At 41.0% G+C, this 25530-nt stretch carries 39 protein-coding genes and 1 pseudogene; 38 read left to right on the top strand and 2 right to left on the bottom strand.

From position 1 onward, the window contains the following. The first annotated feature begins 542 nt into the window (after positions 1-542). From rpsJ to WKU33_RS17285, 38 genes and pseudogenes are all read left to right on the top strand, one after another. Positions 543-851 (top strand): 30S ribosomal protein S10, encoded by a 309-nt coding sequence (gene rpsJ / locus WKU33_RS17470; RefSeq protein ID WP_156857272.1) that lies wholly within the window; start codon positions 543-545, stop codon positions 849-851. Between the two features lie 27 nt (positions 852-878). Further along, positions 879-1511 carry a 50S ribosomal protein L3 gene (gene rplC / locus WKU33_RS17465; protein WP_156857271.1) on the top strand — a complete coding sequence of 211 codons (633 nt, stop codon included), beginning with the start codon at positions 879-881 and terminating at the stop codon, positions 1509-1511. A gap of 25 nt (positions 1512-1536) precedes the next feature. Continuing rightward, positions 1537-2160: a 50S ribosomal protein L4 gene (rplD, locus tag WKU33_RS17460; RefSeq protein WP_156857270.1), complete on the top strand. Its 624-nt coding sequence runs from the start codon at positions 1537-1539 to the stop codon at positions 2158-2160. Further along, positions 2160-2447 carry a 50S ribosomal protein L23 gene (gene rplW / locus WKU33_RS17455; RefSeq protein WP_340455801.1) on the top strand — a complete coding sequence of 96 codons (288 nt, stop codon included), beginning with the start codon at positions 2160-2162 and terminating at the stop codon, positions 2445-2447. Before rplD ends, rplW begins: the two co-directional genes overlap by 1 nt. A 29-nt stretch (positions 2448-2476) precedes the next feature. Then, entirely contained in the window at positions 2477-3307 is an 831-nt protein-coding gene (gene rplB / locus WKU33_RS17450; protein ID WP_156857268.1) for a 50S ribosomal protein L2, read from the top strand. A gap of 57 nt (positions 3308-3364) precedes the next feature. Beyond that, positions 3365-3643 carry a 30S ribosomal protein S19 gene (rpsS, locus tag WKU33_RS17445; protein WP_340455799.1) on the top strand — a complete coding sequence of 93 codons (279 nt, stop codon included), beginning with the start codon at positions 3365-3367 and terminating at the stop codon, positions 3641-3643. A gap of 21 nt (positions 3644-3664) precedes the next feature. Then, positions 3665-4006: a 50S ribosomal protein L22 gene (gene rplV / locus WKU33_RS17440; protein WP_156857266.1), complete on the top strand. Its 342-nt coding sequence runs from the start codon at positions 3665-3667 to the stop codon at positions 4004-4006. 3 nt (positions 4007-4009) lie between these two features. Further along, positions 4010-4651, top strand: coding sequence for a 30S ribosomal protein S3 (gene rpsC, locus WKU33_RS17435; RefSeq protein ID WP_156857265.1), 642 nt, complete (start codon positions 4010-4012; stop codon positions 4649-4651). Between the two features lie 17 nt (positions 4652-4668). Then, entirely contained in the window at positions 4669-5103 is a 435-nt protein-coding gene (gene rplP, locus WKU33_RS17430) for a 50S ribosomal protein L16 (RefSeq protein ID WP_156857264.1), read from the top strand. Then, entirely contained in the window at positions 5093-5293 is a 201-nt protein-coding gene (gene rpmC / locus WKU33_RS17425; RefSeq protein ID WP_156857263.1) for a 50S ribosomal protein L29, read from the top strand. The genes rplP and rpmC overlap by 11 nt, the downstream gene beginning before the upstream one ends. Before the next feature lie 26 nt (positions 5294-5319). Then, positions 5320-5583 (top strand): 30S ribosomal protein S17, encoded by a 264-nt coding sequence (rpsQ, locus tag WKU33_RS17420; RefSeq protein WP_156857262.1) that lies wholly within the window; start codon positions 5320-5322, stop codon positions 5581-5583. A 43-nt stretch (positions 5584-5626) separates the two neighbouring features. After that, a complete protein-coding gene (gene rplN, locus WKU33_RS17415) occupies positions 5627-5995 on the top strand; it encodes a 50S ribosomal protein L14 (RefSeq protein WP_156857261.1) in 369 nt (122 codons plus the stop codon). Between the two features lie 34 nt (positions 5996-6029). Beyond that, positions 6030-6341 (top strand): 50S ribosomal protein L24, encoded by a 312-nt coding sequence (gene rplX / locus WKU33_RS17410; RefSeq protein WP_156857260.1) that lies wholly within the window; start codon positions 6030-6032, stop codon positions 6339-6341. Positions 6342-6368: 27 nt separating this feature from the next. Then, on the top strand, positions 6369-6908 hold the full coding sequence (rplE, locus tag WKU33_RS17405) for a 50S ribosomal protein L5 (protein ID WP_156857259.1): 540 nt from the start codon (positions 6369-6371) through the stop codon (positions 6906-6908). A gap of 26 nt (positions 6909-6934) precedes the next feature. Beyond that, positions 6935-7120, top strand: coding sequence for a type Z 30S ribosomal protein S14 (locus tag WKU33_RS17400; protein WP_156857258.1), 186 nt, complete (start codon positions 6935-6937; stop codon positions 7118-7120). Positions 7121-7149: 29 nt separating this feature from the next. Further along, complete coding sequence (rpsH, locus tag WKU33_RS17395; protein WP_156857257.1) at positions 7150-7548, top strand: 30S ribosomal protein S8; 399 nt, start codon at positions 7150-7152, stop codon at positions 7546-7548. A 28-nt stretch (positions 7549-7576) separates the two neighbouring features. Continuing rightward, positions 7577-8113: a 50S ribosomal protein L6 gene (gene rplF, locus WKU33_RS17390; protein ID WP_156857256.1), complete on the top strand. Its 537-nt coding sequence runs from the start codon at positions 7577-7579 to the stop codon at positions 8111-8113. Between the two features lie 30 nt (positions 8114-8143). Then, positions 8144-8506 carry a 50S ribosomal protein L18 gene (rplR, locus tag WKU33_RS17385; protein WP_156857255.1) on the top strand — a complete coding sequence of 121 codons (363 nt, stop codon included), beginning with the start codon at positions 8144-8146 and terminating at the stop codon, positions 8504-8506. Between the two features lie 24 nt (positions 8507-8530). Next, the gene (rpsE, locus tag WKU33_RS17380) at positions 8531-9034 is read left to right on the top strand and encodes a 30S ribosomal protein S5 (protein WP_156857254.1); all 504 of its coding nucleotides are present in this window, start codon (positions 8531-8533) and stop codon (positions 9032-9034) included. Positions 9035-9047: 13 nt separating this feature from the next. Beyond that, positions 9048-9230 (top strand): 50S ribosomal protein L30, encoded by a 183-nt coding sequence (rpmD, locus tag WKU33_RS17375; RefSeq protein WP_156857253.1) that lies wholly within the window; start codon positions 9048-9050, stop codon positions 9228-9230. A 28-nt stretch (positions 9231-9258) separates the two neighbouring features. Beyond that, positions 9259-9699 (top strand): 50S ribosomal protein L15, encoded by a 441-nt coding sequence (gene rplO / locus WKU33_RS17370; RefSeq protein WP_156857252.1) that lies wholly within the window; start codon positions 9259-9261, stop codon positions 9697-9699. Next, a complete protein-coding gene (secY, locus tag WKU33_RS17365) occupies positions 9699-10994 on the top strand; it encodes a preprotein translocase subunit SecY (RefSeq protein WP_188858462.1) in 1296 nt (431 codons plus the stop codon). The genes rplO and secY overlap by 1 nt, the downstream gene beginning before the upstream one ends. 35 nt (positions 10995-11029) lie before the next feature. Continuing rightward, on the top strand, positions 11030-11680 hold the full coding sequence (locus WKU33_RS17360; RefSeq protein WP_156857250.1) for an adenylate kinase: 651 nt from the start codon (positions 11030-11032) through the stop codon (positions 11678-11680). 345 nt (positions 11681-12025) lie between these two features. Continuing rightward, complete coding sequence (gene infA / locus WKU33_RS17355; protein ID WP_156857249.1) at positions 12026-12244, top strand: translation initiation factor IF-1; 219 nt, start codon at positions 12026-12028, stop codon at positions 12242-12244. Between the two features lie 28 nt (positions 12245-12272). Next, positions 12273-12386: a 50S ribosomal protein L36 gene (rpmJ, locus tag WKU33_RS17350; protein ID WP_010095733.1), complete on the top strand. Its 114-nt coding sequence runs from the start codon at positions 12273-12275 to the stop codon at positions 12384-12386. A gap of 18 nt (positions 12387-12404) precedes the next feature. Then, positions 12405-12770 carry a 30S ribosomal protein S13 gene (rpsM, locus tag WKU33_RS17345; protein WP_156857248.1) on the top strand — a complete coding sequence of 122 codons (366 nt, stop codon included), beginning with the start codon at positions 12405-12407 and terminating at the stop codon, positions 12768-12770. A 24-nt stretch (positions 12771-12794) separates the two neighbouring features. Next, a complete protein-coding gene (rpsK, locus tag WKU33_RS17340; RefSeq protein ID WP_156857247.1) occupies positions 12795-13184 on the top strand; it encodes a 30S ribosomal protein S11 in 390 nt (129 codons plus the stop codon). A 250-nt stretch (positions 13185-13434) separates the two neighbouring features. Beyond that, on the top strand, positions 13435-14379 hold the full coding sequence (locus tag WKU33_RS17335) for a DNA-directed RNA polymerase subunit alpha (RefSeq protein WP_156857246.1): 945 nt from the start codon (positions 13435-13437) through the stop codon (positions 14377-14379). Positions 14380-14419: 40 nt separating this feature from the next. Further along, positions 14420-14773: a 50S ribosomal protein L17 gene (rplQ, locus tag WKU33_RS17330; RefSeq protein WP_156857245.1), complete on the top strand. Its 354-nt coding sequence runs from the start codon at positions 14420-14422 to the stop codon at positions 14771-14773. A 1095-nt stretch (positions 14774-15868) separates the two neighbouring features. After that, positions 15869-16708, top strand: a complete 840-nt coding sequence (locus tag WKU33_RS17325; protein WP_340455793.1) for an energy-coupling factor ABC transporter ATP-binding protein — start codon at positions 15869-15871, stop codon at positions 16706-16708. Further along, on the top strand, positions 16684-17556 hold the full coding sequence (locus WKU33_RS17320; protein WP_156857243.1) for an energy-coupling factor ABC transporter ATP-binding protein: 873 nt from the start codon (positions 16684-16686) through the stop codon (positions 17554-17556). Before WKU33_RS17325 ends, WKU33_RS17320 begins: the two co-directional genes overlap by 25 nt. Continuing rightward, positions 17549-18352 (top strand): energy-coupling factor transporter transmembrane component T family protein, encoded by an 804-nt coding sequence (locus WKU33_RS17315; protein WP_336252532.1) that lies wholly within the window; start codon positions 17549-17551, stop codon positions 18350-18352. The genes WKU33_RS17320 and WKU33_RS17315 overlap by 8 nt, the downstream gene beginning before the upstream one ends. Positions 18353-18362: 10 nt before the next feature. After that, positions 18363-19136 carry a tRNA pseudouridine(38-40) synthase TruA gene (gene truA, locus WKU33_RS17310; protein WP_156857241.1) on the top strand — a complete coding sequence of 258 codons (774 nt, stop codon included), beginning with the start codon at positions 18363-18365 and terminating at the stop codon, positions 19134-19136. Between the two features lie 175 nt (positions 19137-19311). Then, a complete protein-coding gene (gene rplM, locus WKU33_RS17305; protein ID WP_156857240.1) occupies positions 19312-19749 on the top strand; it encodes a 50S ribosomal protein L13 in 438 nt (145 codons plus the stop codon). An 18-nt stretch (positions 19750-19767) separates the two neighbouring features. Next, on the top strand, positions 19768-20160 hold the full coding sequence (gene rpsI / locus WKU33_RS17300) for a 30S ribosomal protein S9 (RefSeq protein WP_156857239.1): 393 nt from the start codon (positions 19768-19770) through the stop codon (positions 20158-20160). Between the two features lie 979 nt (positions 20161-21139). Then, positions 21140-21982, top strand: a pseudogene (locus WKU33_RS17295) (reverse transcriptase domain-containing protein); the annotation flags it as partial. A 535-nt stretch (positions 21983-22517) separates the two neighbouring features. Then, a complete protein-coding gene (locus WKU33_RS17290) occupies positions 22518-22754 on the top strand; it encodes a hypothetical protein (RefSeq protein WP_336252530.1) in 237 nt (78 codons plus the stop codon). Positions 22755-22902: 148 nt separating this feature from the next. Further along, a complete protein-coding gene (locus tag WKU33_RS17285) occupies positions 22903-23061 on the top strand; it encodes a group II intron maturase-specific domain-containing protein (protein ID WP_336252529.1) in 159 nt (52 codons plus the stop codon). A 285-nt stretch (positions 23062-23346) separates the two neighbouring features. Here the strand turns inward: WKU33_RS17285 and WKU33_RS17280 are convergent, their stop codons facing one another. Continuing rightward, the gene (locus WKU33_RS17280) at positions 23347-24390 is read right to left on the bottom strand and encodes a site-specific integrase (RefSeq protein WP_336252528.1); all 1044 of its coding nucleotides are present in this window, start codon (positions 24388-24390) and stop codon (positions 23347-23349) included. Beyond that, the gene (locus tag WKU33_RS17275) at positions 24384-25346 is read right to left on the bottom strand and encodes a tyrosine-type recombinase/integrase (protein ID WP_336252527.1); all 963 of its coding nucleotides are present in this window, start codon (positions 25344-25346) and stop codon (positions 24384-24386) included. The genes WKU33_RS17280 and WKU33_RS17275 overlap by 7 nt, the downstream gene beginning before the upstream one ends. Between the last annotated feature and the right edge of the window lie 184 nt (positions 25347-25530).

Raw genomic sequence — 25530 nt, 5'->3', positions numbered from 1 at the left:
TTTTTTATGTAGGTAAATCAGCAAGATGCATTTCTTTTCAGGGTCTGCAGTCCCGATGCCTCTCGCTTTTTCTTTTCGCGGGCGTTCTGTGGCAACGTCTGCATTAGCATGTCCTGTGCGCTGAGGATCATCAGCTGCCCGCAGAAAGCGAAAGTGTATGAGAGCGGTGGAGCTTGATAGAAGCGACTATCTTAGAGAAATATGCTTTAAACCGTTTATATTTCTCTAAAAAGAAGGGTTATTATCATCTATATGCTCGCAATTTTAAAAAATATGCATTTCCCTTGAAAAAACTTGCGAAAAACCTTGATAAAGTCTTGCAATTCAACGGAAACCTGCGTATAATATATAGATGTGCAATCGAATCGTGAGTAATAAAAAGGATTGCTTTGACAGACATTTATGTGTATAATGTTAATGTTGGTCAAAAAAAGGCGATGAAGTGAAAGGTTGTTGGCACACCCGGCCGCTTTGCCATGGCGCTGTGCTGAGAAATTTTCATGGAGTATGTCTATATTAATATGGGCGAAGGAGGGAAAATAATGGCAAAAGAGAAAATCAGAATTCGTTTGAAAGCTTATGATCACAGTATCTTAGATCAGTCAGCATTGAAGATTGTTGAAACGGCAAAACGTTCGGGAGCAAACGTGTCCGGACCGATTCCATTACCGACAGAGAGAAACGTATTTACCGTATTACGTGCGGTTCATAAATATAAGGATTCTCGTGAGCAATTCGAAATGCGTACTCATAAGCGTTTGATCGATATTGTGAACCCAACACCAAAAACAGTAGACTCATTGATGAGATTAGATCTACCATCTGGTGTTGATATTGAAATTAAATTATAATTTAAGTTTTTATAGGAGGTGTAACGGATGACGAAAGGAATCTTAGGTCGTAAAATCGGCATGACTCAGTTATTCTCTGAAGCTGGTGAATTAATCCCTGTAACAGTTATTCAAGCTGAGCCAAACGTCGTATTACAAAAAAGAACAGAAGAGAATGACGGATATACTGCCATTCAATTAGGTTTTGCAGACAAGAAAGAATCACGTGCGAGTAAAGCGGAAAAAGGTCATGCTGAAAAAGCGAGTACCAATCCTAAGCGCTACGTTCGTGAAATCCGTACTGCTAATATCGATGACTATGAAGTAGGTCAGGAAATTAGCGTTAGTACTTTTGAAGCCGGAGAAAAGATTGATGTAACAGGAACTTCTAAAGGTAAAGGATTCCAAGGTAACATTAAGCGCCACAATCAAGCTCGTGGTCTAATGAGTCACGGATCCCGCTACCACAGAGGTCCAGGTGCAATGGCTATGGCGGCAGACCCATCAAGAGTATTCAAAGGTAAAAAATTGCCAGGACAAATGGGTCGCGAACAAGTGACAATTCAAAACCTTGAAGTAGTAAGTGTGGATGAAGAAAGAAACCTACTACTAGTTAAAGGAAATGTTCCAGGCGCGAAAAAATCTTACGTTAAAATTACAAGTTCAATAAAAGGAAATTAATCATTAGAAGAAGGGAGGATTTGTCATGCCAAAAGTAACATTGTTTAAACAAGATGGAAGTAATGCAGGAGAAGTAGAATTAAACGAAGCAGTTTTCGGCATTGAACCTAACGAACACGTGTTACACGAAGCAGTTGTTATGCAACGCGCATCAGTTCGCCAAGGTACACACGCTGTTAAAAACCGTTCTGCAGTAAGCGGTGGTGGTCGTAAACCGTGGCGTCAAAAAGGAACTGGACGTGCGCGTCAAGGATCCATTCGTTCACCACAATGGGTTGGCGGTGGCGTAGTATTCGGACCTACACCACGCAGCTACAGCTACAAGCTGCCAAAGAAAGTTCGTCGCTTAGCTCTTAAATCCGCTTTAGCTTCTAAAGTAAAAGAAGAAGGCATCTTTGTTTTAGAGTCACTTGCAATTGAGACACCAAAAACAAAAGAAGTCATTAATTTACTAGATGCATTAAAAGTAGATGACAAAGCATTAATCGTGACTGCTGATAGAGAAGAAACTATCGTTCGTTCAGCAAACAACCTTCAAGCAGTTAAAGTACTTACTGTAGAAGAATTGAATGTTCTCGATTTAATAACGTATGACAAGTTAGTTATTACGAAGGAAGCGGTCGAAAAAGCAGGGGAGGTGCTTGCATAATGAGAGATCCACGTGATATTATAAAGCGCCCTGTCATTACAGAACACAGTGCTGATTTAATGGCAGATAAGAAATATACTTTTGAAGTAGACCCTAAAGCGAACAAGACAGAAATTAAAGACGCAGTAGAACTTATCTTCGGCGTTAAAGTAGAGAAAGTAAATACGCTTAACCTTAAAGGTAAACTTAAGAGAATGGGCCGATATAGCGGGTACCGTTCAGATCGCAAAAAAGCTATCGTAGAGCTTTCGGAAGACAGTAAAGAACTGGACTTCTTTGAAGGCTAAAAATCATTTAGGTGAAGGAGGGAAAAAAGATGGCGATTAAGAAGTTTAAACCAACTTCAAATGGTAGACGTAATATGTCTGTATCATCATTCACAGAAATCACTACGGATACCCCAGAAAAAACCTTGTTAGCTCCACTCAACAAACGAGCTGGACGTAACAACCAAGGAAGAATTACTGTTCGTCATCAAGGCGGCGGTCACAAGCGTCAATACCGTCTTATCGATTTCAAACGTGACAAAGATGGAATACCAGGACGCGTTGCTACAGTTGAATACGACCCGAACCGCACAGCAAACATTGCATTAGTTCATTATGCAGATGGAGAAAAACGTTATATCCTAGCTCCAAAAGGAATTCAAGTAGGTCAAGTAGTTGAATCAGGTGCTGAGGCTGATATTAAAACAGGTAACGCTCTCCCGCTTGAAAATATTCCGGTAGGAACGATTATCCATAACGTAGAATTAAAACCAGGTCGTGGCGGTCAATTAGCTCGTTCAGCTGGTGCAGAAGCACAAATCCTAGGTCGCGAAGGTAAATACACACTCGTTCGTTTAGCATCAGGAGAAGTTCGTTTAGTGTTAAGCACATGCCGTGCAACAATTGGTCAGGTTGGAAACATTGAACATGAACTAATTCGTGTTGGTAAAGCAGGACGTTCTCGTTGGTTAGGTAAGCGCCCAGCAGTTCGCGGATCTGTTATGAACCCGAATGATCACCCGCACGGTGGAGGAGAAGGACGTTCACCAATCGGTATGCCGTCACCATTATCACCATGGGGCAAACCAACACTTGGTTACAAGACACGCAAACGCAACAAGCCGTCTAATAAGTATATCGTTCGTAAACGTAAAAAATAAATGAATAGGACGGGAGACGAATAACCCCGTCTCTAAGCTCTGGAAGGAGGTTTATCCATGGGTCGTAGTTTGAAAAAAGGACCTTTCGCAGATGACCATCTATTGAAAAAGGTGGATGAAATGAACGAGAGTGACAAGAAACAACTGATTAGAACTTGGTCTCGCCGTTCTACAATCTTCCCATCCTTTGTTGGTCACACAATTGCAGTATATGATGGACGCAAACATGTTCCGGTCTATATAACAGAAGATATGGTTGGACATAAATTAGGTGAATTCGCGCCAACTCGTTCATTCAGAGGACACTCTGGTGACGATAAGAAAACAGATCGCTAATTTGAGAGGAGGCTACTTCGCATGCAAGCAAAAGCTGTTGCAAAAACGGTTCGTATCGCTCCTCGTAAGGTACGTTTAGTCGTTGATTTAATTCGAGGAAAAGATGTTGGTGAAGCAATCGCAATCTTAAAGAACACACCTCGCAGTGCTTCCCCAGTCGTAGAGAAAGTGTTGAACTCTGCAGTCGCAAACGCAGAACACAACTACGAAATGGATACAGACAACCTAGTTGTTTCCGAAGCATATGTAAATGAAGGTGTTACATTGAAACGTTTCCGTCCACGTGCTCAAGGACGTGCAAGTCAAATTAATAAACGCACAAGCCACATTACAGTTGTGGTAACTGAAAAGAAGGAGGGGTAGTTAGTGGGTCAAAAAGTAAATCCAACGGGTCTTCGCGTAGGAATCATTAAAGACTGGGAGTCAAGATGGTACGCTGATAAAGACTATGCAGACTTACTACATGAGGATATTAAAATTAGAGAATTCCTTGATAACCGCTTAAAGATTGCTGCTGTTTCTTCTGTCGAGATTGAACGTGCAGCAAACCGAGTGAACATTACGATTCACACTGGTAAGCCAGGAATGGTAATTGGTAAGGGCGGTTCAGAAGTTGAAGCTCTACGTAAAGAATTAAATAAATTAACTGGTAAGAGAGTTCACATCAACATTGTGGAAATTAAAAAGGTTGATCTTGATGCGAAACTAGTTGCTGAGAGCATCGCGCGTCAATTAGAAAACCGTATCTCATTCCGTCGTGCGCAGAAGCAAGCTATTCAACGTACAATGCGTGCTGGTGCACAAGGAATTAAAACTCAAGTATCTGGACGTCTCGGCGGTGCGGACATCGCTCGTGCAGAACATTACAGTGAAGGAACAGTACCACTACACACATTACGTGCTGATATTGATTATGCTCACGCTGAAGCTGATACAACGTACGGTAAGCTTGGCGTTAAAGTGTGGATCTATCGTGGGGAAGTCCTTCCAACTAAAAAAGAAAACTAAGGAAGGGGGCACTTTGTATGTTAATGCCTAAACGTGTAAAATATCGTAAACAACACCGTGGTAAAATGAGAGGCCAAGCAAAAGGCGGTACAGCAGTCTCATTTGGAGAATACGGTCTACAAGCTACAGAAGCTAGCTGGATTACAAGTCGTCAGATTGAAGCTGCCCGTATTGCAATGACACGTTACATGAAACGTGGCGGAAAAGTATGGATTAAAATTTTCCCGGATAAACCTTATACATCAAAACCATTAGAAGTACGTATGGGTTCCGGTAAAGGTGCTCCAGAAGGCTGGGTAGCAGTAGTAAAACCAGGGAAAATTTTGTTTGAAATCGCAGGAGTGAATGAAGAAGTAGCACGCGAAGCTTTACGTCTTGCTTCTCACAAATTGCCGATTAAAACGAAATTTGTAAAACGTGAAGAAATTGGTGGTGAAAGCAATGAAGGCTAAAGAAATAAGAGAATTAACCACTGCCGAAATTGATGAAAAGGTAAAATCACTAAAAGAAGAATTATTTAATTTACGCTTCCAGCTTGCTACAGGTCAGTTGGAAAACACTGCACGTATTCGTGAAGTACGTAAATCAATTGCTCGTTTAAAAACCGTTGCACGTCAACGTGAATTAACCGCAAATAACTGACTTGAAGAGAGGAGGTTTAATTAAGTATGTCTGAACGTAACAATCGTAAAGTATACACAGGCCGCGTTGTTTCTGACAAAATGGACAAAACCATTACTGTATTAGTTGAAACGTATAAAGTTCATAAATTATATGGTAAACGTGTAAAGTATTCCAAAAAGCTCAAAGTACATGATGAAAACAACCAAGCGAAGACTGGTGACATCGTGCGCATTATGGAGACACGTCCACTCTCAGCTACAAAACGTTTCCGCCTAGTGGAAATCATAGAAGAAGCGATCATTATCTAATTTAAGTTGATTCGGAACAGATCCGAAGGGAGGTAACAGTGTTATGATACAACAAGAAAGTCGTTTGAAAGTTGCAGATAACTCTGGTGCTCGTGAACTACAGACAATTAAAGTTTTAGGCGGATCAGGCCGTAAGACTGCGAATATTGGTGATGTAGTAGTTTGCTCAGTGAAAAAAGCAACACCAGGAGGCGTTGTCAAAAAAGGTGACGTCGTTAAAGCAGTTATCGTTCGCTCTAAATCTGGTGCGCGTCGTATAGATGGTTCATATATTCGTTTTGATGAAAATGCTGCAGTAATTGTCCGTGATGACCAAAGCCCAAGAGGTACTCGTATCTTCGGCCCGGTTGCACGTGAATTACGTGATGCTAAATTCATGAAAATCGTATCTCTTGCTCCAGAAGTATTATAAGTGAATCTTTCGTTACTAAGGAGGTGCGTCAAGCATGCATGTAAAAAAAGGTGATAAAGTAAAAGTATTATCCGGAAAAGACCGCGGCAAAGAAGGTACAATTCTTGAAGTGTATCCAAAGAAAGACCGTGTACTTGTCGAAGGAGTTAACATGGTACAGAAACACGCGAAACCTTCTCAAGAAAACCCACAAGGCGGTATTCTAAACCAAGAAGCTGCAATTCACGTGTCCAACGTACTACCAATTGACCCTAAATCCGGTGAGCCAACTCGTGTTGGTTATGAAGTTCGTGACGGAAAGAAAGTAAGAATCGCTAAGAAATCCGGAGAAGCGTTAGATAAATAAGTTTCTAGTTGAAAGGAGGGCGCCAAGATGAACCAATTAAAAGAAAAGTTTCAAGATGAAGTTACACCATCTTTAATGAATAAATTTAACTATAAATCTGTTATGCAAGTACCAAAAATCGAAAAGATCGTAATCAACATGGGTGTTGGTGACGCGGTACAAAACTCAAAAGCATTGGATAGTGCTGTCGAAGAACTATCATTAATCTCTGGTCAGAAACCACTAATCACTCGTGCGAAGAAATCAATTGCTGGTTTCCGTCTACGTGAAGGAATGCCGATCGGCGCAAAGGTAACCCTTCGTGGTGAGCGCATGTATGAGTTCCTACAAAAGCTAATTGCAGTATCACTTCCACGTGTACGTGACTTCCGTGGTATTTCCAAAAATGCTTTTGATGGACGTGGAAACTACACACTAGGTGTGAAAGAACAACTCATTTTCCCGGAGATTAACTACGATAAGGTAAATAAAGTACGCGGACTGGATATCGTTATTGTAACAACAGCTGATACAGACGAAGAAGCTCGTGAACTATTATCTGAGTTAGGCATGCCTTTCCAAAAATAAGTTCCAAGCAATAAGGAGGGAAAATAGTGGCTAAAAAATCAATGATTGCAAAACAAAAACGTAAACAGAAGTATAAAGTTCAAGAGTATACACGCTGTGAGCGTTGTGGCCGTCCACATTCTGTAATTCGTAAATTTAAACTTTGCCGTATTTGTTTCCGCGAACTTGCCTATAAAGGTCAAATTCCTGGTGTCAAAAAAGCAAGCTGGTAAACCCCAATTTGGGAAGGAGGTAATGATGAATGGTAATGACAGATCCAATCGCAGATATGCTTACTCGCATTCGAAATGCGGTTACAGTAAAACATGAAAAATTGGAGCTTCCTGCTTCAAAGATCAAAAGAGAAATCGCTGATATCCTGAAACGTGAAGGTTTCGTTAAGGACTATGAATATATTGAAGACAACAAACAAGGTGTACTGCGTATTTTCCTGAAATACGGTGCGAACGAAGAGAAAGTAATTACAGGAATCAAACGTATCAGTAAACCAGGTTTACGTGTCTACGCGAAAGCTGATGAAGTACCACGAGTGTTGAACGGATTAGGTATTGCAATCGTGTCTACTTCACAAGGTGTACTATCGGATAAAGAAGCCCGCAGCCAACAAATCGGTGGCGAAGTGCTTGCATACGTCTGGTAATATTTTTTAACCCAAGGAGGTGCAGAAAATGTCTCGTATAGGATTAAAGCCGATTGAAATCCCAGAAGGGGTAGAAGTGAAGCTCGATGGTAACAAGGTATCCGTTAAAGGACCTAAAGGAGAGCTTTCAAAAGAAATTCATCAAGATATTGTTGTGAAATTGGAAGATAACGTCTTAACATTAGAACGTTCAAGCGACCTTAAAGAGCATCGCTCCCTACACGGAACGAGCCGTACGATGATTGCGAACATGGTTGAAGGTGTGACAAAAGGATTCGAAAAATCACTTGAAATCACTGGTGTTGGTTACCGTGCACAAATGCAGGGCAATAAACTAGTAGTTAACGCAGGTTATTCCCATCCGGTAGAAATCGACGCTATTGATGGAATTGAAATTGAGGTTCCTAAAAACACAGAGTTAACCGTAAAAGGTATCGATAAAGAATTAGTTGGAGCAGTTGCAGCGAACATTCGTGCAATCCGTCCGCCAGAGCCATACAAAGGCAAAGGAATTCGTTATGTTGGCGAATACGTACGCCGTAAAGAAGGTAAGACTGCTAAGTAAGATTAGTTAGGTGAGGAAGGAGTGACCTTGATGATCACAAAACCAGCTAGAAATGAAATGCGGAAAAAGAGACATGCACGTGTACGCAGAGACGTAATTGGTACTGCTGAACGTCCACGTCTGAACGTATTCCGCTCTAATAAACATATCTATGCACAGTTAATCGATGACGAAAATCGTGTTACAGTTTCCAGCGCATCTACTGTTGATAAAGAATTGAACATCTCAGAAGGTGGTAACATAGAAGCTGCGAAACAGGTAGGAGAGGCTGTTGCAAAACGCGCAATTGAAAAAGGTGTCAAAACTGTAGTATTCGACCGTGGAGGCTATTTATATCACGGACGCGTTAAAGCATTAGCTGAGGCTGCTAGAGAAGCAGGTCTCGAATTTTAATCGACAAAGGAGGTTACCATTTTAATGAATAATCAAATCGATGCGAACAAATTAGATTTAGAAGAACGTGTTGTATCCATCAACCGCGTTTCTAAAGTTGTTAAAGGTGGACGCCGCATGCGTTTTGCTGCATTGGTTGTAGTTGGCGACAAGAACGGCCATGTCGGTTTCGGTACTGGTAAAGCTCAAGAAGTACCAGAAGCAATCAAGAAAGCAGTAGACAACGCGAAGAAGAACTTAATTCGTGTACCATTTGTAGGTACTACAATCCCACACGAAATTATTGGACGTTTTGGTTCTGGTAACGTAATGATGAAACCAGCTACTGAAGGTACTGGAGTTATCTCCGGTGGACCAGCCCGTGCGGTTTTAGAGCTTGCAGGTGTAGGGGATATTCTTACAAAGTCACACGGAGCAAGTACTCCAATTAATGTGATCCGTGCAACAATCAATGGGTTAGAAAATCTGAAAACAGCAGAAGAAGTAGCGAAACTACGTGGAAAGTCTGTTGAAGAACTGTTAGGATAAGGAGGGAAACAATATGTCTAACAAATTAGAAATCACCCTCAAACGCAGTGTTATTGGCGGTACTGAAGTACAACGCAGAACTGTTGAAGCACTCGGTTTAAAGAAAATCCGTCAAACAGTGGTACTTGAAGACACACCAGTAACCCGTGGTATGATTAATAGAGTATCCCACTTATTAGACGTGAATGAAGCGTAAGAAATACTAGAGATAAGGAGGTGCTCCGATGAAACTTCATGAATTAAAAGCAAACGAAGGTACTCGTAAAGAAAGAAACCGTGTTGGACGCGGAATGTCTTCCGGGAACGGTAAAACTTCCGGCCGTGGACAGAAAGGGCAAAAAGCTCGTTCCGGCGGTCGTACACGTCCAGGATTTGAGGGTGGACAAACACCTTTATTCCAACGTTTACCTAAACGAGGCTTTACGAATATTAACCGTAAAGATTATACAATTGTAAACTTAGATAAATTAAATCAATTTGAAGAAGGCACTGAAGTTACACCAGAGCTATTACTTGAAGATGGTGTCGTGAGTAAGTTAAATGCAGGTATCAAAGTACTTGGTAATGGCACGATTGATAAGAAGCTCACAGTAAAAGCTCATAAGTTTTCTCAAGCTGCAAAAGAAGCGATTGAGGCTGCGGGCGGTAAAACTGAGGTGATCTAATGTTTCGCACAATCTCCAATTTCTGGCGTGTCGCTGACATTAGACGGAAAATACTATTCACGCTAGCCATGCTTGTTATTTTCCGTCTTGGCACATTTATTCCTGTACCATTCACAGATAGGACAGCACTTGGTTTTATGACAGAGCAACAAAACGTATTCGGATTTCTTAATACGTTCGGTGGAGGGGCATTACAGAACTTCTCCATATTCGCTATGGGGATTATGCCTTATATCACGGCATCCATCATAATGCAGCTTTTGCAAATGGATGTTGTCCCGAAATTTACAGAGTGGAAGAAACAAGGAGAAATGGGCCGTAAGAAAATTGCTCAAGTCACGCGCTATGGTACAATTGGGCTTGCGTTTATTCAAGGAATAGTCATGTCAATTGGGTTTAATGCAATGGCAGGCGGCTTACTAATCCAAGATCCGGGCTTTGGGAAATTCTTGATAATAGCTGTGACATTAACAGCAGGAACAGCCTTCCTTATGTGGTTAGGTGAACAAATTACTGCTCATGGAGTAGGGAATGGAATTTCCATTATCATCTTTGCAGGAATTGTTGCTGCTGTACCAAATGGAGTTAATCAACTATTCAGCCAGTATTTCGTAAATGCCGGGGATGAACTATTCATCAACATTATTATCGTAGCCATTATTGTACTTGTTATTATCGCAGTAACTGTTGGTGTAATCTACGTCAACCAGGCACTGAGAAAAATTCCAGTACAATACGCAAAACGCCTCGTTAACCGTTCACCGGTTGGAGGGCAATCCACTCATCTACCGATTAAAGTAAATGCTGCCGGGGTAATTCCGGTCATCTTTGCAGTTGCTTTCATGGTAGCTCCAACGACAATCGCTGGTTTTTATGAGGGAAATTCTTTTGCAGATACGATTATGATGATCTTTGATTATACACAACCGATCGGAATGGTTATCTATACAGCGTTAATTATCGCATTCACCTATTTCTATACATTTGTTCAGGTGAATCCGGAACAAATGGCAGAGAATCTGCAGAAACAAGGTGGGTATATTCCGGGTATCCGTCCAGGACACAACACGGAAAACTATTTATCACGCGTATTGAAACGCCTAACATTTGTAGGAGCGCTTTTCTTGGCTGCTGTTTCCATACTGCCTATTATATTAGGAAGTCTTGCGAACTTACCACAATCCGTACAAATCGGCGGAACAAGCTTACTAATTGTTGTAGGGGTTGCATTAACAACTATGAAGCAACTTGAAGGCCAGCTAGTGAAACGTCACTACAAAGGTTTTATCAAGTAATTTCCTGCCGACATTGAAGAAGCGAGGGGAAACGATTGAATTTGATTTTAATGGGTCTACCTGGTGCTGGTAAAGGTACTCAGGCAGAGAAAATAAATGAAAAATATAACATCCCTCATATTTCTACAGGGGATATGTTCCGAGCAGCAATTAAAGAAGGTACAGACCTGGGAAAAAAAGCTAAAGAATATATGGATCAAGGAGCACTTGTTCCAGATGAAGTAACGACTGGAATCGTGAGAGAACGTCTAATGAAAGACGACTGTAAAGACGGCTTTCTTCTGGATGGATTTCCAAGAACGATTGCTCAGGCGGAAAGCTTGGAAAAGATTCTCTCCGAATTAAATGAAACCATTGATTTCGTGTTACACGTAGATGTTCCAGCAGAAAACTTAGTGGAGCGTTTATCTGGCAGGCGGATTTGTCCAACTTGTGGAACAGCTTATCATGTGAAATTCAATCCTCCGAAAGAGGAAGGGATTTGTGATAAAGATGGTTCAGCATTAATCCAGCGTGATGATGACAAACCAGAAACGGTGAAGAATCGCTTAGCTGTAAACCTCGAACAAATGCAACCATTACTCGATTTCTATGAGAATAAAGGCTATCTTGCTCGAGTAAATGGAGATCAAGACATTGAGATTGTTTTCCAGGAAGTTCAGGAAATACTGGATAACAAAGCGTAACAGAGGATGACCGGATTAGGTGCAATTCTGGCCTTCTGACGTTATAATGAAGGGCGTAGTAACTTACAGATAGCTATAACTTTAAAAGCTCATCTGAAAGCTTAAAACGTAACGTACACAGATCCCGGAAACTGCGGGTTAAAAAGGTACATTAATATTAGCGGATGGAGTAAATCGAAGCAGATGCAGCTTGAGGTAACTAATTATTACTAGGGCTCGACAGCTTTTCTCCACATATCCCAATAGCCTTCTAGAAACTGATCATGTCACAATTGGGAAATTGCGATTTACCATCCTGACGAGTACTTGGGCTTGTGACTGATTTAAAGGAAGGAGATCAAACAAATGGCAAAAGATGATGTTATTGAAGTAGAAGGTACTGTAACGGAAACACTGCCGAACGCAATGTTTCATGTCGAACTCGAAAACGGTCATACTGTTTTAGCGCATGTATCTGGAAAGATTCGTATGCACTATATCCGAATTTTACCAGGTGACAAGGTTACAGTTGAACTTTCTCCGTATGATTTAACAAGAGGTCGAATTACGTACCGTTATAAATAATGCTCCGATCTTAAAGGAGGTAATAAGGATGAAAGTAAGAGCATCTGTAAAACCAATTTGCGAAAAATGTAAAGTAATTAAGCGAAAAGGTAAAGTAATGGTGATTTGCGAAAATCCAAAACACAAACAAAAACAAGGTTAATATAGGAGGTGCATGATCTTGGCACGTATTTCAGGTATTGATATTCCACGTGATAAACGAGTCGTTATTTCATTAACGTACATCTTTGGAATTGGTAAAACGACTGCAAAACAAATCCTTAAAGAGGCAAACGTTTCTGAAGATACTCGTGTACGCGATCTAACAGAAGACGAACTCGGACGTATTCGACGAGCTGTAGAGTCTGTTACGATTGAAGGGGACCTACGTCGTGAAGTATCCCTCAACATTAAGCGTCTGATTGAAATTGGATCTTACAGAGGTGTACGTCACCGTCGCGGTTTACCGGTTCGTGGACAAAAGACAAAGAACAACTCTCGTACGCGTAAAGGCCCACGTAAAACAATGGCTAACAAGAAACAGTAATAATTGAAAGGAGGCACATTTTAGATGGCTCGTAATACAAACACACGCAAACGCCGTGTCAGAAAACAAGTAGAAACTGGTATTGCACATATCCGTTCTACATTTAACAACACAATTGTAACGATTACTGATGAAAAAGGAAATGCTGTATCTTGGAGCTCTGCAGGTGCACTAGGTTTCAAAGGTTCACGTAAATCTACTCCTTTTGCAGCTCAAATGGCAGCTGAAACTGCAGCTAAAACAGCAGTTGAAAATGGTATGAAAAGTCTCGAAGTAACCGTTAAAGGACCAGGAGCAGGACGTGAAGCAGCAATTCGTTCCCTTCAGGCAGCAGGCCTAGAAGTAACGGCAATTGTTGACGTAACACCGGTTCCTCATAATGGTTGTCGCCCACCAAAACGTCGTCGTGTATAATTCACTGTAGTTCGGTTATTTAAGGGCTGATTCGTTAGCTTTTTGGATAACATCGTATAGATTTTGTCACCCTGTCTATACTGGGTTATAATGGTAAAATTATACTCTGCACGTTTTATTAACGATAGATAGGTATGTACAAAGGAAAGACAGGTAGTGCAAGATTGCACGGGCTGCCTACTTGAGGAATTTCGGTTAGACGATCTGTGTCTAGCCGGGGTTTTGACGTTTTTAAGGAGGGTTTTATTGAATGATTGAAATTGAGAAACCAAAGATTGAAACGGTTGAAATTAGTGATGATGCTACATTTGGAAAATTCGTAGTTGAACCTCTTGAGCGTGGATATGGTGCCACTCTTGGAAACTCCTTGCGTCGTATTTTGCTGTCCTCACTTCCGGGTGCTGCTATTACTTCAGTTCAGATTGACGGAGCATTGCATGAATTTTCCACGGTTGATGGCGTGGTTGAGGATGTAACAACGATCATTTTGAATTTAAAAAAGCTCGCACTTAAAATCTACTCTGATGAACCAAAAACATTAGAATTAGATATCCAGGGTAAAGCTAATGTGACTGCTGCAGATTTAACTTATGACAGTGATGTCGAAGTAATGAATCCAGATCTTCACATTGCAACGGTTAACGGTAAAGGTCGCTTGTATATGAAGATGACTGCTGAACGCGGTCGCGGCTATCGCCCGGCTGAGGAAAATAAACATGAAGAACAACCAATTGGAGTCATTCCGGTAGATTCGATTTTCACACCAGTAGAACGTGTAACCTACCAAGTGGAAAATACACGTGTTGGGCAAGTTGTAGACTTTGATAAATTAACATTCGAAGTTTCAACAGACGGAAGTATCCGCCCGGAAGAAGCTATTTCTTTAGGTGCAAAGATTATTTCTGAACATCTGAACATCTTTATCGGACTGACAGATGAAGCTCAGAATGTCGAAATCATGGTTGAAAAAGAAGAAGACCAAAAAGAAAAAGTAATGGAAATGACGATTGAAGAACTTGATCTTTCTGTAAGATCATATAACTGCTTGAAGCGTGCTGGGATCAATACTGTTCAGGAACTAACAACGAAGACTGAAGAGGACATGATGAAAGTACGTAACTTAGGTCGTAAATCATTAGATGAAGTAAAACAAAAGCTTGCTGATCTTAGTTTAGGTTTACGAAATGACGATTAAAGCAGTCACCTTGAGATTTTGGAAAAAGGAGGGATAGTCCATGACTAGAAAGTTAGGACGTACCACAGATCATCGTATGGCACTACTTCGTAACCTTGCATCTGATTTAATTATTCATGAACGCCTGGAAGTAACAGAAGCAAAAGCGAAAGAGCTTAGATCTGTAGTGGATAAAATGATTACACTCGGAAAACGTGGCGATCTTCATGCACGTCGCCAGGCAGCAGCTTTTCTTTACAATAAAGAAACTGCAGAAGACAACTCAGTAATTCAAAAGCTTTTCGATGATGTTGCAAAACGTTATGAAGACAGACAAGGCGGCTATACGCGCGTACTTAAACTAGGTGAGCGCCAAGGTGATGGAGCGCCCATGGCAATCATTGAATTAGTTTAATCAAAAAACGGCAAGGGCAGGACGATATCTCTCCACAGAGGTGAATCCAAGCCCTTTTTTGTTTTATACTCAACTTCATCAAGAATTCCCAGTCAATGAAGTCTGTGACGTTTTCATTCAGCGTAAGTGTTTTGCTCGTTTCCTTTTATAGCGTCCTGATTGCCGTTCAGTTGCCCAGAGAACGGATGCTTTCCACGGGCACGGCCTCAGCCTCCTCGGAAGAAAAGCACTTCCTGCGGGGTCTTCGGACTCGTGCTATTCCCGTAGGAGTCACCGTCTTCTGGGCAACTGAACTGGTAGAGAGTGTTATTATTTTTGGAGATACTATCCCATCATGATGAGTGTTCTATTCCTAGCATAATAAACAGTGCTCCGGATCAGGCCTTTCCTGGGAGTGGTCCAGACACCTCGAGACTCCTGCGGGAGGCCGGCTAAGTACGGTCACGTCCTGTGACCAATGCCGGCATTAGAACATCCTGTTCGTCGATAGGCCTGGTGAGACCCCGCAGGGCATTAGCCCGAGGAGGCTCACTGGCCGTCCGCGGAAAGCGAGAGGTGTCTGGACTGCGGACCTCCAGAAGAAAGTTGCACTAACGCTGAATGAAAGCATCCAACGGTTTTTTGTTTTTTCATTAAGCTATTCATAGCTGTTTCAGACTGCGAAAGTTGAGTTGTTTTGTTGAAGATAGGGTTTGTTATCAATACCCGTATGAAGCTTGTATCATGTTGGTAGGGTGTTGAGGACGCTCCTCAACGACCGACTGGATTCTGTTTTTGGAGTATCGGTCGTTGATGAGGCTTTTCAACTCCCTAATGGCTGTTATTTTATGTGTCTTCGTTGTTGATAGATCTTCTCAGTGCCCAATAGCTTCTGTTTCTTCTGTTTGGGTAGCTGATAGGATTGCTTGAAATAGATGCGAACTATTATCCTTATAATAAATTTAAAACGGGATTACAATTAGCAGAGAAGAGTGGAGTACCTTTCTTCGTGAAAATCTTTGACAGGGGATTTAGATACTGATTCTCCGTCTAGATTGAGATATACTAATACATAGAATAGAAAGGTCCGCATTTGGAGCGGAGGAGGCTGATAAGATGAGGAAGGCATTGATTGAGTTTCGGAATGTGTCGTTTCGCTATGAGGAGAACTCGCCTTGGGTTTTGAAAAATTTATCTTTTACAATTTATGAAAATGAATTTGTTGCGATTATCGGACATAATGGTTCAGGTAAATCAACTATCGCAAAACTAGTGAATGGCCTACTATTTCCCCAACAAGGGGAGATTTTAATAAATGGTATTACCGTGAATGAAGAAACGATTTGGGATATCAGGCGGGAAATTGGGATGGTATTCCAAAATCCGGATAACCAGTTTGTTGGTGCAACGGTACAGGATGATGTAGCGTTCGGAATGGAAAACCGGGGTATTCCTCGGGAAGAGATGATTAAAAGAATTGAAGAAACACTTCAAGCTGTTCGGATGTCGGATTATCGTCTTACGGAACCGCATCGACTTTCTGGTGGCCAGAAACAACGGATCGCCATTGCGAGTGTATTGGCGATTTCACCTAAAGTGCTGATCTTAGATGAGGCGACGGCCATGCTTGATCCAAAAGGAAGAAAAGAAATCATGGATACTGTTTCGGGGTTGAGTGAACAACGCGGACTCTCGCTTATTACGATTACCCATGATCTTGCAGAAGTTGTCCAGGCGGAACGGGTTATTGTCATGAATCAGGGTGAGATATGGGCAGAAGCGACGCCGAGAGAGATTTTTTCAAAGCGTAAAGAGCTGAGAGAAATCGGGCTTGATGTCCCATTTGTCGCCATATTGGCAGAGGAATTAAAACAAGTCGATGTAAAACTTACGAAAGAACCATTAAATCAAGAGGAACTACTGGAGGAACTATGGACATTACATTCAAGAACGTGACATATATCTATCAACGTAATTCACCCTTTGAGCATAAAGCGGTCGATGACTTGTCATTCCATATTCCATCTGGCTCATTTGTAGCAATTATTGGCCATACGGGTTCAGGTAAGTCGACCTTAATCCAGCATCTGAATGGACTATCTGCCCCAAGTGAAGGGGAAGTGCACATCGGTGATTTCAAGCTGACCAACGAGGAAAAACCGAAAAACATGAAAGAACTGCGGAGTCGGGTCGGAGTGGTGTTCCAGTACCCGGAACACCAGCTATTTGAAGAGACCGTCGCAAAGGATATTGCTTTTGGACCGGAAAACTTTGGCGTCCAGCAAGAAGAAATTGAGAAACGGACGAGGCAAGTTATCCGCCAGGTGCATCTACCGGAAGAGCTGCTGGAACGCTCCCCCTTCGATTTGAGTGGGGGGCAGAAACGACGAGTTGCAATAGCTGGCGTATTGGCAATTCAGCCGGAAGTGCTCGTGCTTGATGAACCGACTGCAGGCCTTGATCCCCGAGGGCAGAAAGAAATTATGGACATGTTTTATGAATTGCATAAGCAGGAAGGCCTGACAACGATTCTCGTCACTCACAGTATGGAGGATGCCTTGAAGTATGCGGATCATATCCTGATTTTAAACAAGGGAAAGAAGTTTATGGAAGGAACCCCCGTTGACGTGTTTAGTCAAAAGGAAGCACTCCAGAGTGTTCAGCTGGATGTTCCGGAAGTCGTGGAGTTCCTGATTAAGTTCGAGAAAAAAATCGGCAAACCGATTCCATTCCATAATCAGTCGATGAAAGAACTTGCAGAAGAGATCCAGCAAGTTGTAAAAGGAGTGGATTTTCATGAGTAACTCCTTAATCATCGGTCAATATGTTCCAGGGAATTCACTCATTCACCGTTTAGATCCCCGAACGAAAATAACAATTATCTTTTTCTTTGTCTTTATCGTCTTTTTTGCAAATAATGTGCCGAGCTATGGGATTTTAATTGTATTTGCTTTAACTGCGATGTTTACGAGTAAGGTACCAATTCGTTTTATTATGAAAGGTCTAATGCCTGTTTGGTTTCTGATCGTTTTCACCTTTATTCTCCATCTGTTTGTCACGAAAGAGGGGACAGTCGTTTTTGAATTGGGGATTTTCAAGTTTTATTCGGGAGGAATTATTCAAGGGTTCGCTATCTCAATCCGTTTCTTTCTCTTGATCCTTGTTACTTCTTTATTAACATTAACGACGACGCCGATTGAGATTACGGACGGAATTGAGGATATGTTACATCCATTGAAGCGATTTAAATTCCCTGTGCATGAACTCGCGTTGATGATGTCGATTTCTTTACGCTTCATTCCGACACTGATGCAGGAAACGGATAAAATATCAAAAGCGCAAGCCTCTCGTGGGGTTGACTTCCGCACGGGACCGTTAAAAGAGCGGGTGAAAGCAATTGTCCCGTTACTTGTGCCCTTGTTCATCAGTGCATTTAAACGGGCTGAGGAGCTGGCAATGGCAATGGAAGCCCGGGGCTACCAGGGTGGGGATAATCGAACGAAATTAAGAGAATTAAAAGTTACAAAGTTCGATATAATGGGTTATATCGTCTTTATCCTCGTGGTAGCTACTCTATTTGTAACAAGAATGTATGGGTGAGGGTTGCAAGATGAGACGAATAAAATGCACGCTAGCCTATGATGGCTCGGGATTCTTTGGCTTTCAAATCCAGCCGGATAAGCGAACGGTGGCAGGTGAACTGGAGAAAAGCTTACAGAAAATGCATAAGGGACAAACCATTCGCATCCATGGTTCAGGTCGTACGGATACTGGTGTTCATGCGAAAGGGCAAGTCATCCATTTTGATTCCCCGCTTCAGTTGCCTGTGGAAAATTGGAAAAAAGCCTTAAACGCACTGCTCCCGGAAGACATTTATATAACGAAGGTGGAAATCGTCACAGATGCCTTCCACGCGCGTTTTGACGCTATAGCTAAGGAATATCATTACTTCGTGCGAACGGCGCCAGAACGGGACGTATTTAGCCGGAATTATACCTATCATTTTCCGCACGCACTCGACGTCGACAAAATCAAGGAAGCATGCACCTATTTCGAGGGAACGCATGATTTTACTACATTTTCTTCGGTGAAAACAAGTGTCAAAGGAAACAAAGTTCGTACGCTATATACTGTAAGCTGTGAAACGAAGGAGTCTGGTCTTCGCTTCATATTTCATGGGGATGGTTTCCTGTATAATATGGTTCGTATAATTGCCGGCTTCCTTCTCGATGTTGGTCAAGGAAAATGGGAACCAGAGGAAATACCAGGTTTAATCGCGGCAAAAGACCGCAGTAAAATAGGCAAAACAATCGGTCCAGAAGGTTTATATTTAATGCGGGTAGTTTATCCCGATGCAATCGTTCGTAAAACTTCTGCTGAATGAGGTTTCTTTTATAGAAAAATCAAGAGAAACCTTGACAAACCTACCCATTATGTTATATTATGATTTATGGCATTTTATTTCTAAACCATGATTAGCCCCGGAATCTAATTATGTTTTAAGAAACTTAAAATACAAAATATGAAACGGATTTTATATATATGGAGGGAAATCTATCATGCGCACAACATTCATGGCAAATGAAGCGAACATTGAACGCAAATGGCTTGTTGTTGATGCAGAAGGCAAACGTCTAGGTCGTCTTGCGAGTGAAGTTGCTACTATCCTTCGTGGAAAGCATAAACCAACTTATACTCCGCATGCAGATACAGGAGACTATGTCATCGTCATCAATGCAGAGAAAATCGAATTAACTGGGAACAAAGAGAACGACAAAATGTATTACCGTCATTCTAATCATCCAGGTGGACTGAAAGAGCGTAACGCAGCAGATTTACGTGCTAAGCACCCTGAACGTATGATCGAGCTTGCAGTAAAAGGTATGCTGCCAAAAGGTCCATTAGGAAGCAAAATGGGTAAAAAATTACATGTTGTTGCAGGTCCAGAGCATAAATATCAAGCACAAAAACCAGAAGTATACGAGCTTCGTGGGTAATCAAAGGAGGTAAATTCATTGGCACAAGTACAATACTACGGCACAGGACGTCGTAAAAAATCAACTGCACGTGTACGTTTAGTACCAGGTTCAGGTAATATCACAATCAATGGTCGTGAAGCAAGAGAATATTTCCCATATGAAACACAGCTTCTTATTCTAAACCAGCCATTAGTTGCAACAGAAACAGAAGGAACATATGACATTCTAGTTAATGTTCACGGTGGTGGATTCACTGGTCAAGCTGGTGCAATTCGTCATGGAATTTCTCGTGCGCTATTACAAGCCGATCCAGAATATCGTGCTTCATTAAAACGTGAAGGTTACTTGACTCGTGACCCTAGAATGAAAGAGCGTAAGAAGTATGGACTTAAAGGCGCACGTCGTGCACCACAGTTCTCAAAACGTTAATAAATCAACACTTGCAAATCCCTCAACCATTTATGGTTGGGGGATTTTACTGTATATGGGGACGTTTAAATTGGTAGAAAAATTCACACGTAGCATACACGTAACATACGAGTAGCATACAAATAATTTAAAGAAAAGGTGTAGCTTTGAAATGAATTTTGATACAATTACATTGATTAGCTGAATTGTGACAAAGCAACAATCGGGCCAGATTGTTGTGCGAAATGTTCCTAGTTTAAATGGAGGGTGGTCACATCACTTCAGTAAAGACTAGGCAATCCCTTGTGGGATTGAAGGATTATATCGAAGAATCAAATGAAGAGGTAACGCTCGGAAGGGTTCTCTCTTAGTCGATTAGCACTTGGGTTAGTAAGAATGACAGTGTTAAAAGCTCGGTAAAAAGGCGTGAGAATTTACCGTAACAGTGCTATTTAGCTGACGAAAGCCTACCCGATGGGGTGGTGTAAATCATGATGCTTGAGTTGATTGAATATGGTGAGAATGCAAATAAACCTACCATAAAGGGTTACGCTGACAAACTTCCGAAGGTACGGGTCTAAACTGGCAATACGTAGAAATGTGTATATCACTTAAATGTGAGGTTAGCAGTGGTCGAGTAAGATTAGCAATTATGAAAGTCCATGATATGTTATAGGCATATGAACGGCTAACAGGCTTACAGGAAGCACCTAAGTTCATTCTATAATAGATATAATTCAACGTTGTAAGCTGATAACGTGGAGGACTTACTTCCCTTGAAACGGTGTTAAGGAAAGCAATAGTGAAAATAGCTATTGTATAACTCAACTTTGTTTCAGTGAAAGTGGTGGCACAGTACCAATGAAATGTCTAATCAACATGGAGGGATAGCCACTAGACTAATGAAGAATCATTCAACCATGTATGGCAGTTCTTTATCGGTTAACAAGGTTCTTGTGAGACTAATAGAGGTTCAACTCCTAAGGGAGTCACCGACTTGTTGAAACGGAAGAAACTGAGACATAGCGAGTACTATAATATGCAACATTGTTTTGATAACCTATATACTCAAAGTGTTAATGGTCAAAATTTCTATGATTTAATGAACTTAATTAGTTCTAATGAAAATATACGTCTTGCTTATCGAAACATCAAAAGAAATACTGGGAGTAAAACAGCTGGAACAAATAAGTTAACAATCGATGATATTAAACACTTGTCAGTTGAGGAAGTTATTGAACACATCCGAAATATGTTTAAAACATATGAACCAGATAGTGTTAGACGTGTTTTTATTCCGAAAGCAAATGGAAAAGTAAGACCATTGGGTATCCCGACTATATGGGATAGAATTGTCCAACAATGTATCTTACAGATATTGGAACCAATTTGCGAGGCGAAATTTCATAAACATAGCTACGGATTCAGACCAAATAGAAGCACACACCATGCAAAAGCGAGATTTGAATCGCTTATAAATATGGCAAGGCTTTATCATTGCATTGATGTAGACATAAAGGGATTTTTTGATAACGTTCACCATAGTAAATTACTTAAGCAAATTTGGTCACTTGGAATAAAAGATAAAGCATTACTTTCTATTATATCCAGACTATTAAAAGCAGAGATTGTTGGAGAAGGTGTACCAACAAAAGGAACACCGCAAGGTGGCATTCTCTCCCCACTTTTATCGAATATTGTTCTAAATGAACTCGATTGGTGGGTCAGTAATCAATGGGAAACTTTTCAGACCCAACATGACTATAAACATTCTGGAAGTAAAGCACAGGCACTTAAAAAATCTAAGCTAAAAGAATGTTACATTGTCAGATATGCCGATGATTGTGTGCCACGAAGGCTTGGTGCGTAAGCAACAAAGCCTGCTGCACAAAAGATGAGAGTAGGCCTCTCGTAATCGCTATACAGGTAGAGATTGCAAACCACTCTAAGGTGCTGTAGTCAAAAGCTATGGTATTGAGCGTTAGAGAAAAGGCAGGGCTAGACCTTGTCAGGTACGTATTAAGGAGACGAAAACCAGTGAACCGCTGAAGAAGTATCGAAAGCGTAGGGATGTCATCAAAACCGAGGGGGAGTCGTTAACTCGGGATAAGTTCGGAAGAAACCTGCTTACTGTCCGTTCGGTGACCGGTATAAAGGCGGCGTGAACTTAATACAGGCTTTTGTGTGGAACGTGGGAACCTACGACATGGATGCCAAGGGAGAAATTCAAGTGGATACCCCACAAGAATCAGAGTACCAATGCCATGTATAGGGGCGGAATAACTCGTAGTAGCAATGAAACCTCCTAACGGAGGCGGAGCAAAGGGGTTATGTTATTCAGTTTTATAAACAAGTCAACCATCAAATGGGAGGAACTTATGAGTAAAACAAAACCATATGCAATATCTAAGAACATAGTATACGAAGCATATTTAAAAGTGAAAGCAAACAAAGGCTCAGCGGGAATTGATGAACAGTCCCTTGACGAATTTGAGGAAAACCTTAAGGATAATCTGTATAAAATATGGAATCGAATGTCATCTGGAAGTTACTTTCCACCATCGGTTAAAGCCGTGGAAATCCCGAAGAAAGCCGGGGGTACAAGAAGAGCATGAAAATATCTCATTTGATTTTCTAGGTTATACATTCAGGCCTCGACTGTCAAAGAACAGGTGGGGCAAATATTTTGTCAATTTCACTCCTGCCATTAGCAATAAATCGAAGAAGTCAATACGGCAAAAAGTAAGAAGCTGGAAACTGCAATTGAAAGCAGAAAAAGATATCAAAGACCTTTCAAATATGTTTAATCCCGTAATTCAAGGGTGGATTAATTACTATGGGAAATTCTACAAATCTGAAATGTATTCTGCCTTAAGGCACGTTAATAAAGCTTTAATTATGTGGGCAAGGAAGAAAGTATAAGAAATTAGCCAAGCATAAGAAAAGGGCAGAACATTTTATAGGTAGAATTGCAAAGCAAAATCCCAGACTCTTTAAGCACTGGGAATTAGGTATTAAGCCTGTGGCTGAATAACGGGAGCCGGATGAGCTGAGAGGTTCACGTCCGGTGGTGTTATCCAGAAGTCAGGATAACACCACTTATCCCGACCTCTGGATTATTCCGACTTTTATAAGTTGGGCATCGAAACCACAAGGTCATTATTATATTTTTGATGGCTCATAGCTTAAAAGTCGGAATAATTATTTCTATAATAAACCATAAAGACGTTTAATTAATTCGTCATCATTCTGCCATGAAGTAACTTTCCGATTCTGTGATAGTGGGTTTAGGCTGCTTGTTGCTTTTTCTATAGCCTCCCGTTTCATTTGTGTATCCGCATATGCATAAATCTTGGTTGTTTCCAACTGTGCATGTCCCAACCATTCGGATAAGAGTGCTAGCGGCATACCACCACGGTAAAGATGCATTGCCCTGGAATGACGAAACATATGTGGATGAAGACCTTCAGGTACTTTATTGCATTGTTCTTTCGCTGCTTTTCCATATTGTTTCATAAATTTAGCGACATTATCAGCTGACATTGGCTGTCTTTTCCCTTTTTGTTTAACGTAGAATAAAAATTCGTCTGTAGACTTTCCGTCATGGAAAATTTTAATGTAATTATTAAAGTGATCAATGGTTCTCTGCATAAGTGGTACAATCCTTATTTTGTTTCCTTTTCCCGTTAATACTACATATGGTTCCTTTGTAGACAAACGAATGTCGCTGACTTTTAAGTTAAGTACTTCTTGATTTCTGCCGGCAGTGTCGTACATCAATATCATGAAAAATAAATCCCGTATCCCTTTTCTAGTAGATGTATCTGGTTGTGCAAGAATTTCCTGTAATGCATCTTCTTCAAAGAATTTCAATTGTTGGGTTTTCTCCGCCTTTTTGATAGGTATCTTTTCAAATTCAAGAGTATAGGCCATGACCGACAGGTCCCTATTTCCCACATATTTATAAAAAGAACGTATACTAGAAAGCCTGTGATTTCTAGTCGGTACACTACATTTGCGAGTTTCTTCTAGCCAATGAAGATAGCCTTCCACTGTTTTTCTAGATATCTTATCAAAAGAAATATCCATCAACTGAAGGTTTTCTTCCTCTTTTAGATATTCTAGAAGGAGATTCAACGACTCTCTGTAAGCCTTAATTGTATTCGCACTGCTTGCCTTTTGTTTTGGCAAATAGACTGTGAGGAAATCCCGTACCATCTGGTAAAACTTCAAGCTTTCCGATTTCACCATGGCGACACCTCTGGTATCAGTACGGAAAATGAATCCCAATCAACCGCCTTGGAACGAGTCAGGTTCGTGGGAAGAAGATGGATGTAATAGGCGGTATCGGAAAATCTGGCATGCCCCATATATGTGCTTAGGTATGGAAGCTTTGCATATAAGTCTACGCCCTCGTTTAGCCAATTCATCATTACCGCGGAAGCGAATCTGTGACGGAGATCGTATACGCGCACTCTTCTAGAACCTTGCGCAGGTTGAACACGTTCCCATATCGAAAGAAATTGTCTAGTGAGCCATTTAGCCGAATACGGGTTGCCGTCTGGGTTTGGAAAAAAGTATTCGCTTTTGGGTGAAAATATTTTAAGGTTTTCATTATAATTTATGCAGAAATTTCTTAAGTCATCTGACATTGGTACAATTCGTTCTCTATGCGTTTTATTCTTACGAATAAAGAGGGTGCCATTATCCAAATCCACGTCTGATTTCTTGATTTCACGTCCTTCATTCGGACGGAGACCACAGAAATAAATCATTCTTAATAACGCAGGGACAATTATATGCCGATTTGGTGTGTTTTTATTTCTCTTTAGGCGGTCAGCTTCAGTGAAAATAGCTATAAGCTCTTCATCTGTAAATATATATGGTGTAAAGGAAGAACTTCCTCCTGAAAAATTAGAAGGTATAACATAACTCTCGATACCAATCGCATTCAGATACTTTCCGAATTCTCTTAGGGGGGTAAGCCTTCTCCGGAATCCTGAATGACTTTCAGTAGATCGTCTCACCGCCCATGCATAGGCAAGTTCCATGGTCAGTCTGTCATCCTTCGGATAATTTTCCCCGCAGAATCTACTAAAATCACGAAGAAAACCTTCATACGTGTGTCTTTGATAGCCTAGACTTACTTTGAAATCAAGCATTTCCTCAATATATGGTAAAAAAAGGCTTTCAGCTTCATGTTTCATAATCGGGCCTCCCCGATGGTTTCGAAGCTTAATGCACACTGCTTCAGTCCATTAGTATCCAGGGAGATATACTGTAAAGCTCCACATTGTTCCATCTAAAACACTTGCTAATTGTTCAAATTCCTCCAGATTAAAAATAGACTTCCCTGCTATAATGTGCTAAGTTTTTTTCATATTAATAGAA

This window comes from Oceanobacillus sp. HCA-5259, assembly GCF_037892815.1.
GTDB classification, from domain to species: domain Bacteria; phylum Bacillota; class Bacilli; order Bacillales; family Amphibacillaceae; genus Oceanobacillus; species Oceanobacillus indicireducens.
Note: the sequence above shows the minus strand (reverse complement) of the source record. Positions and strands in the feature narration are given on the sequence as shown.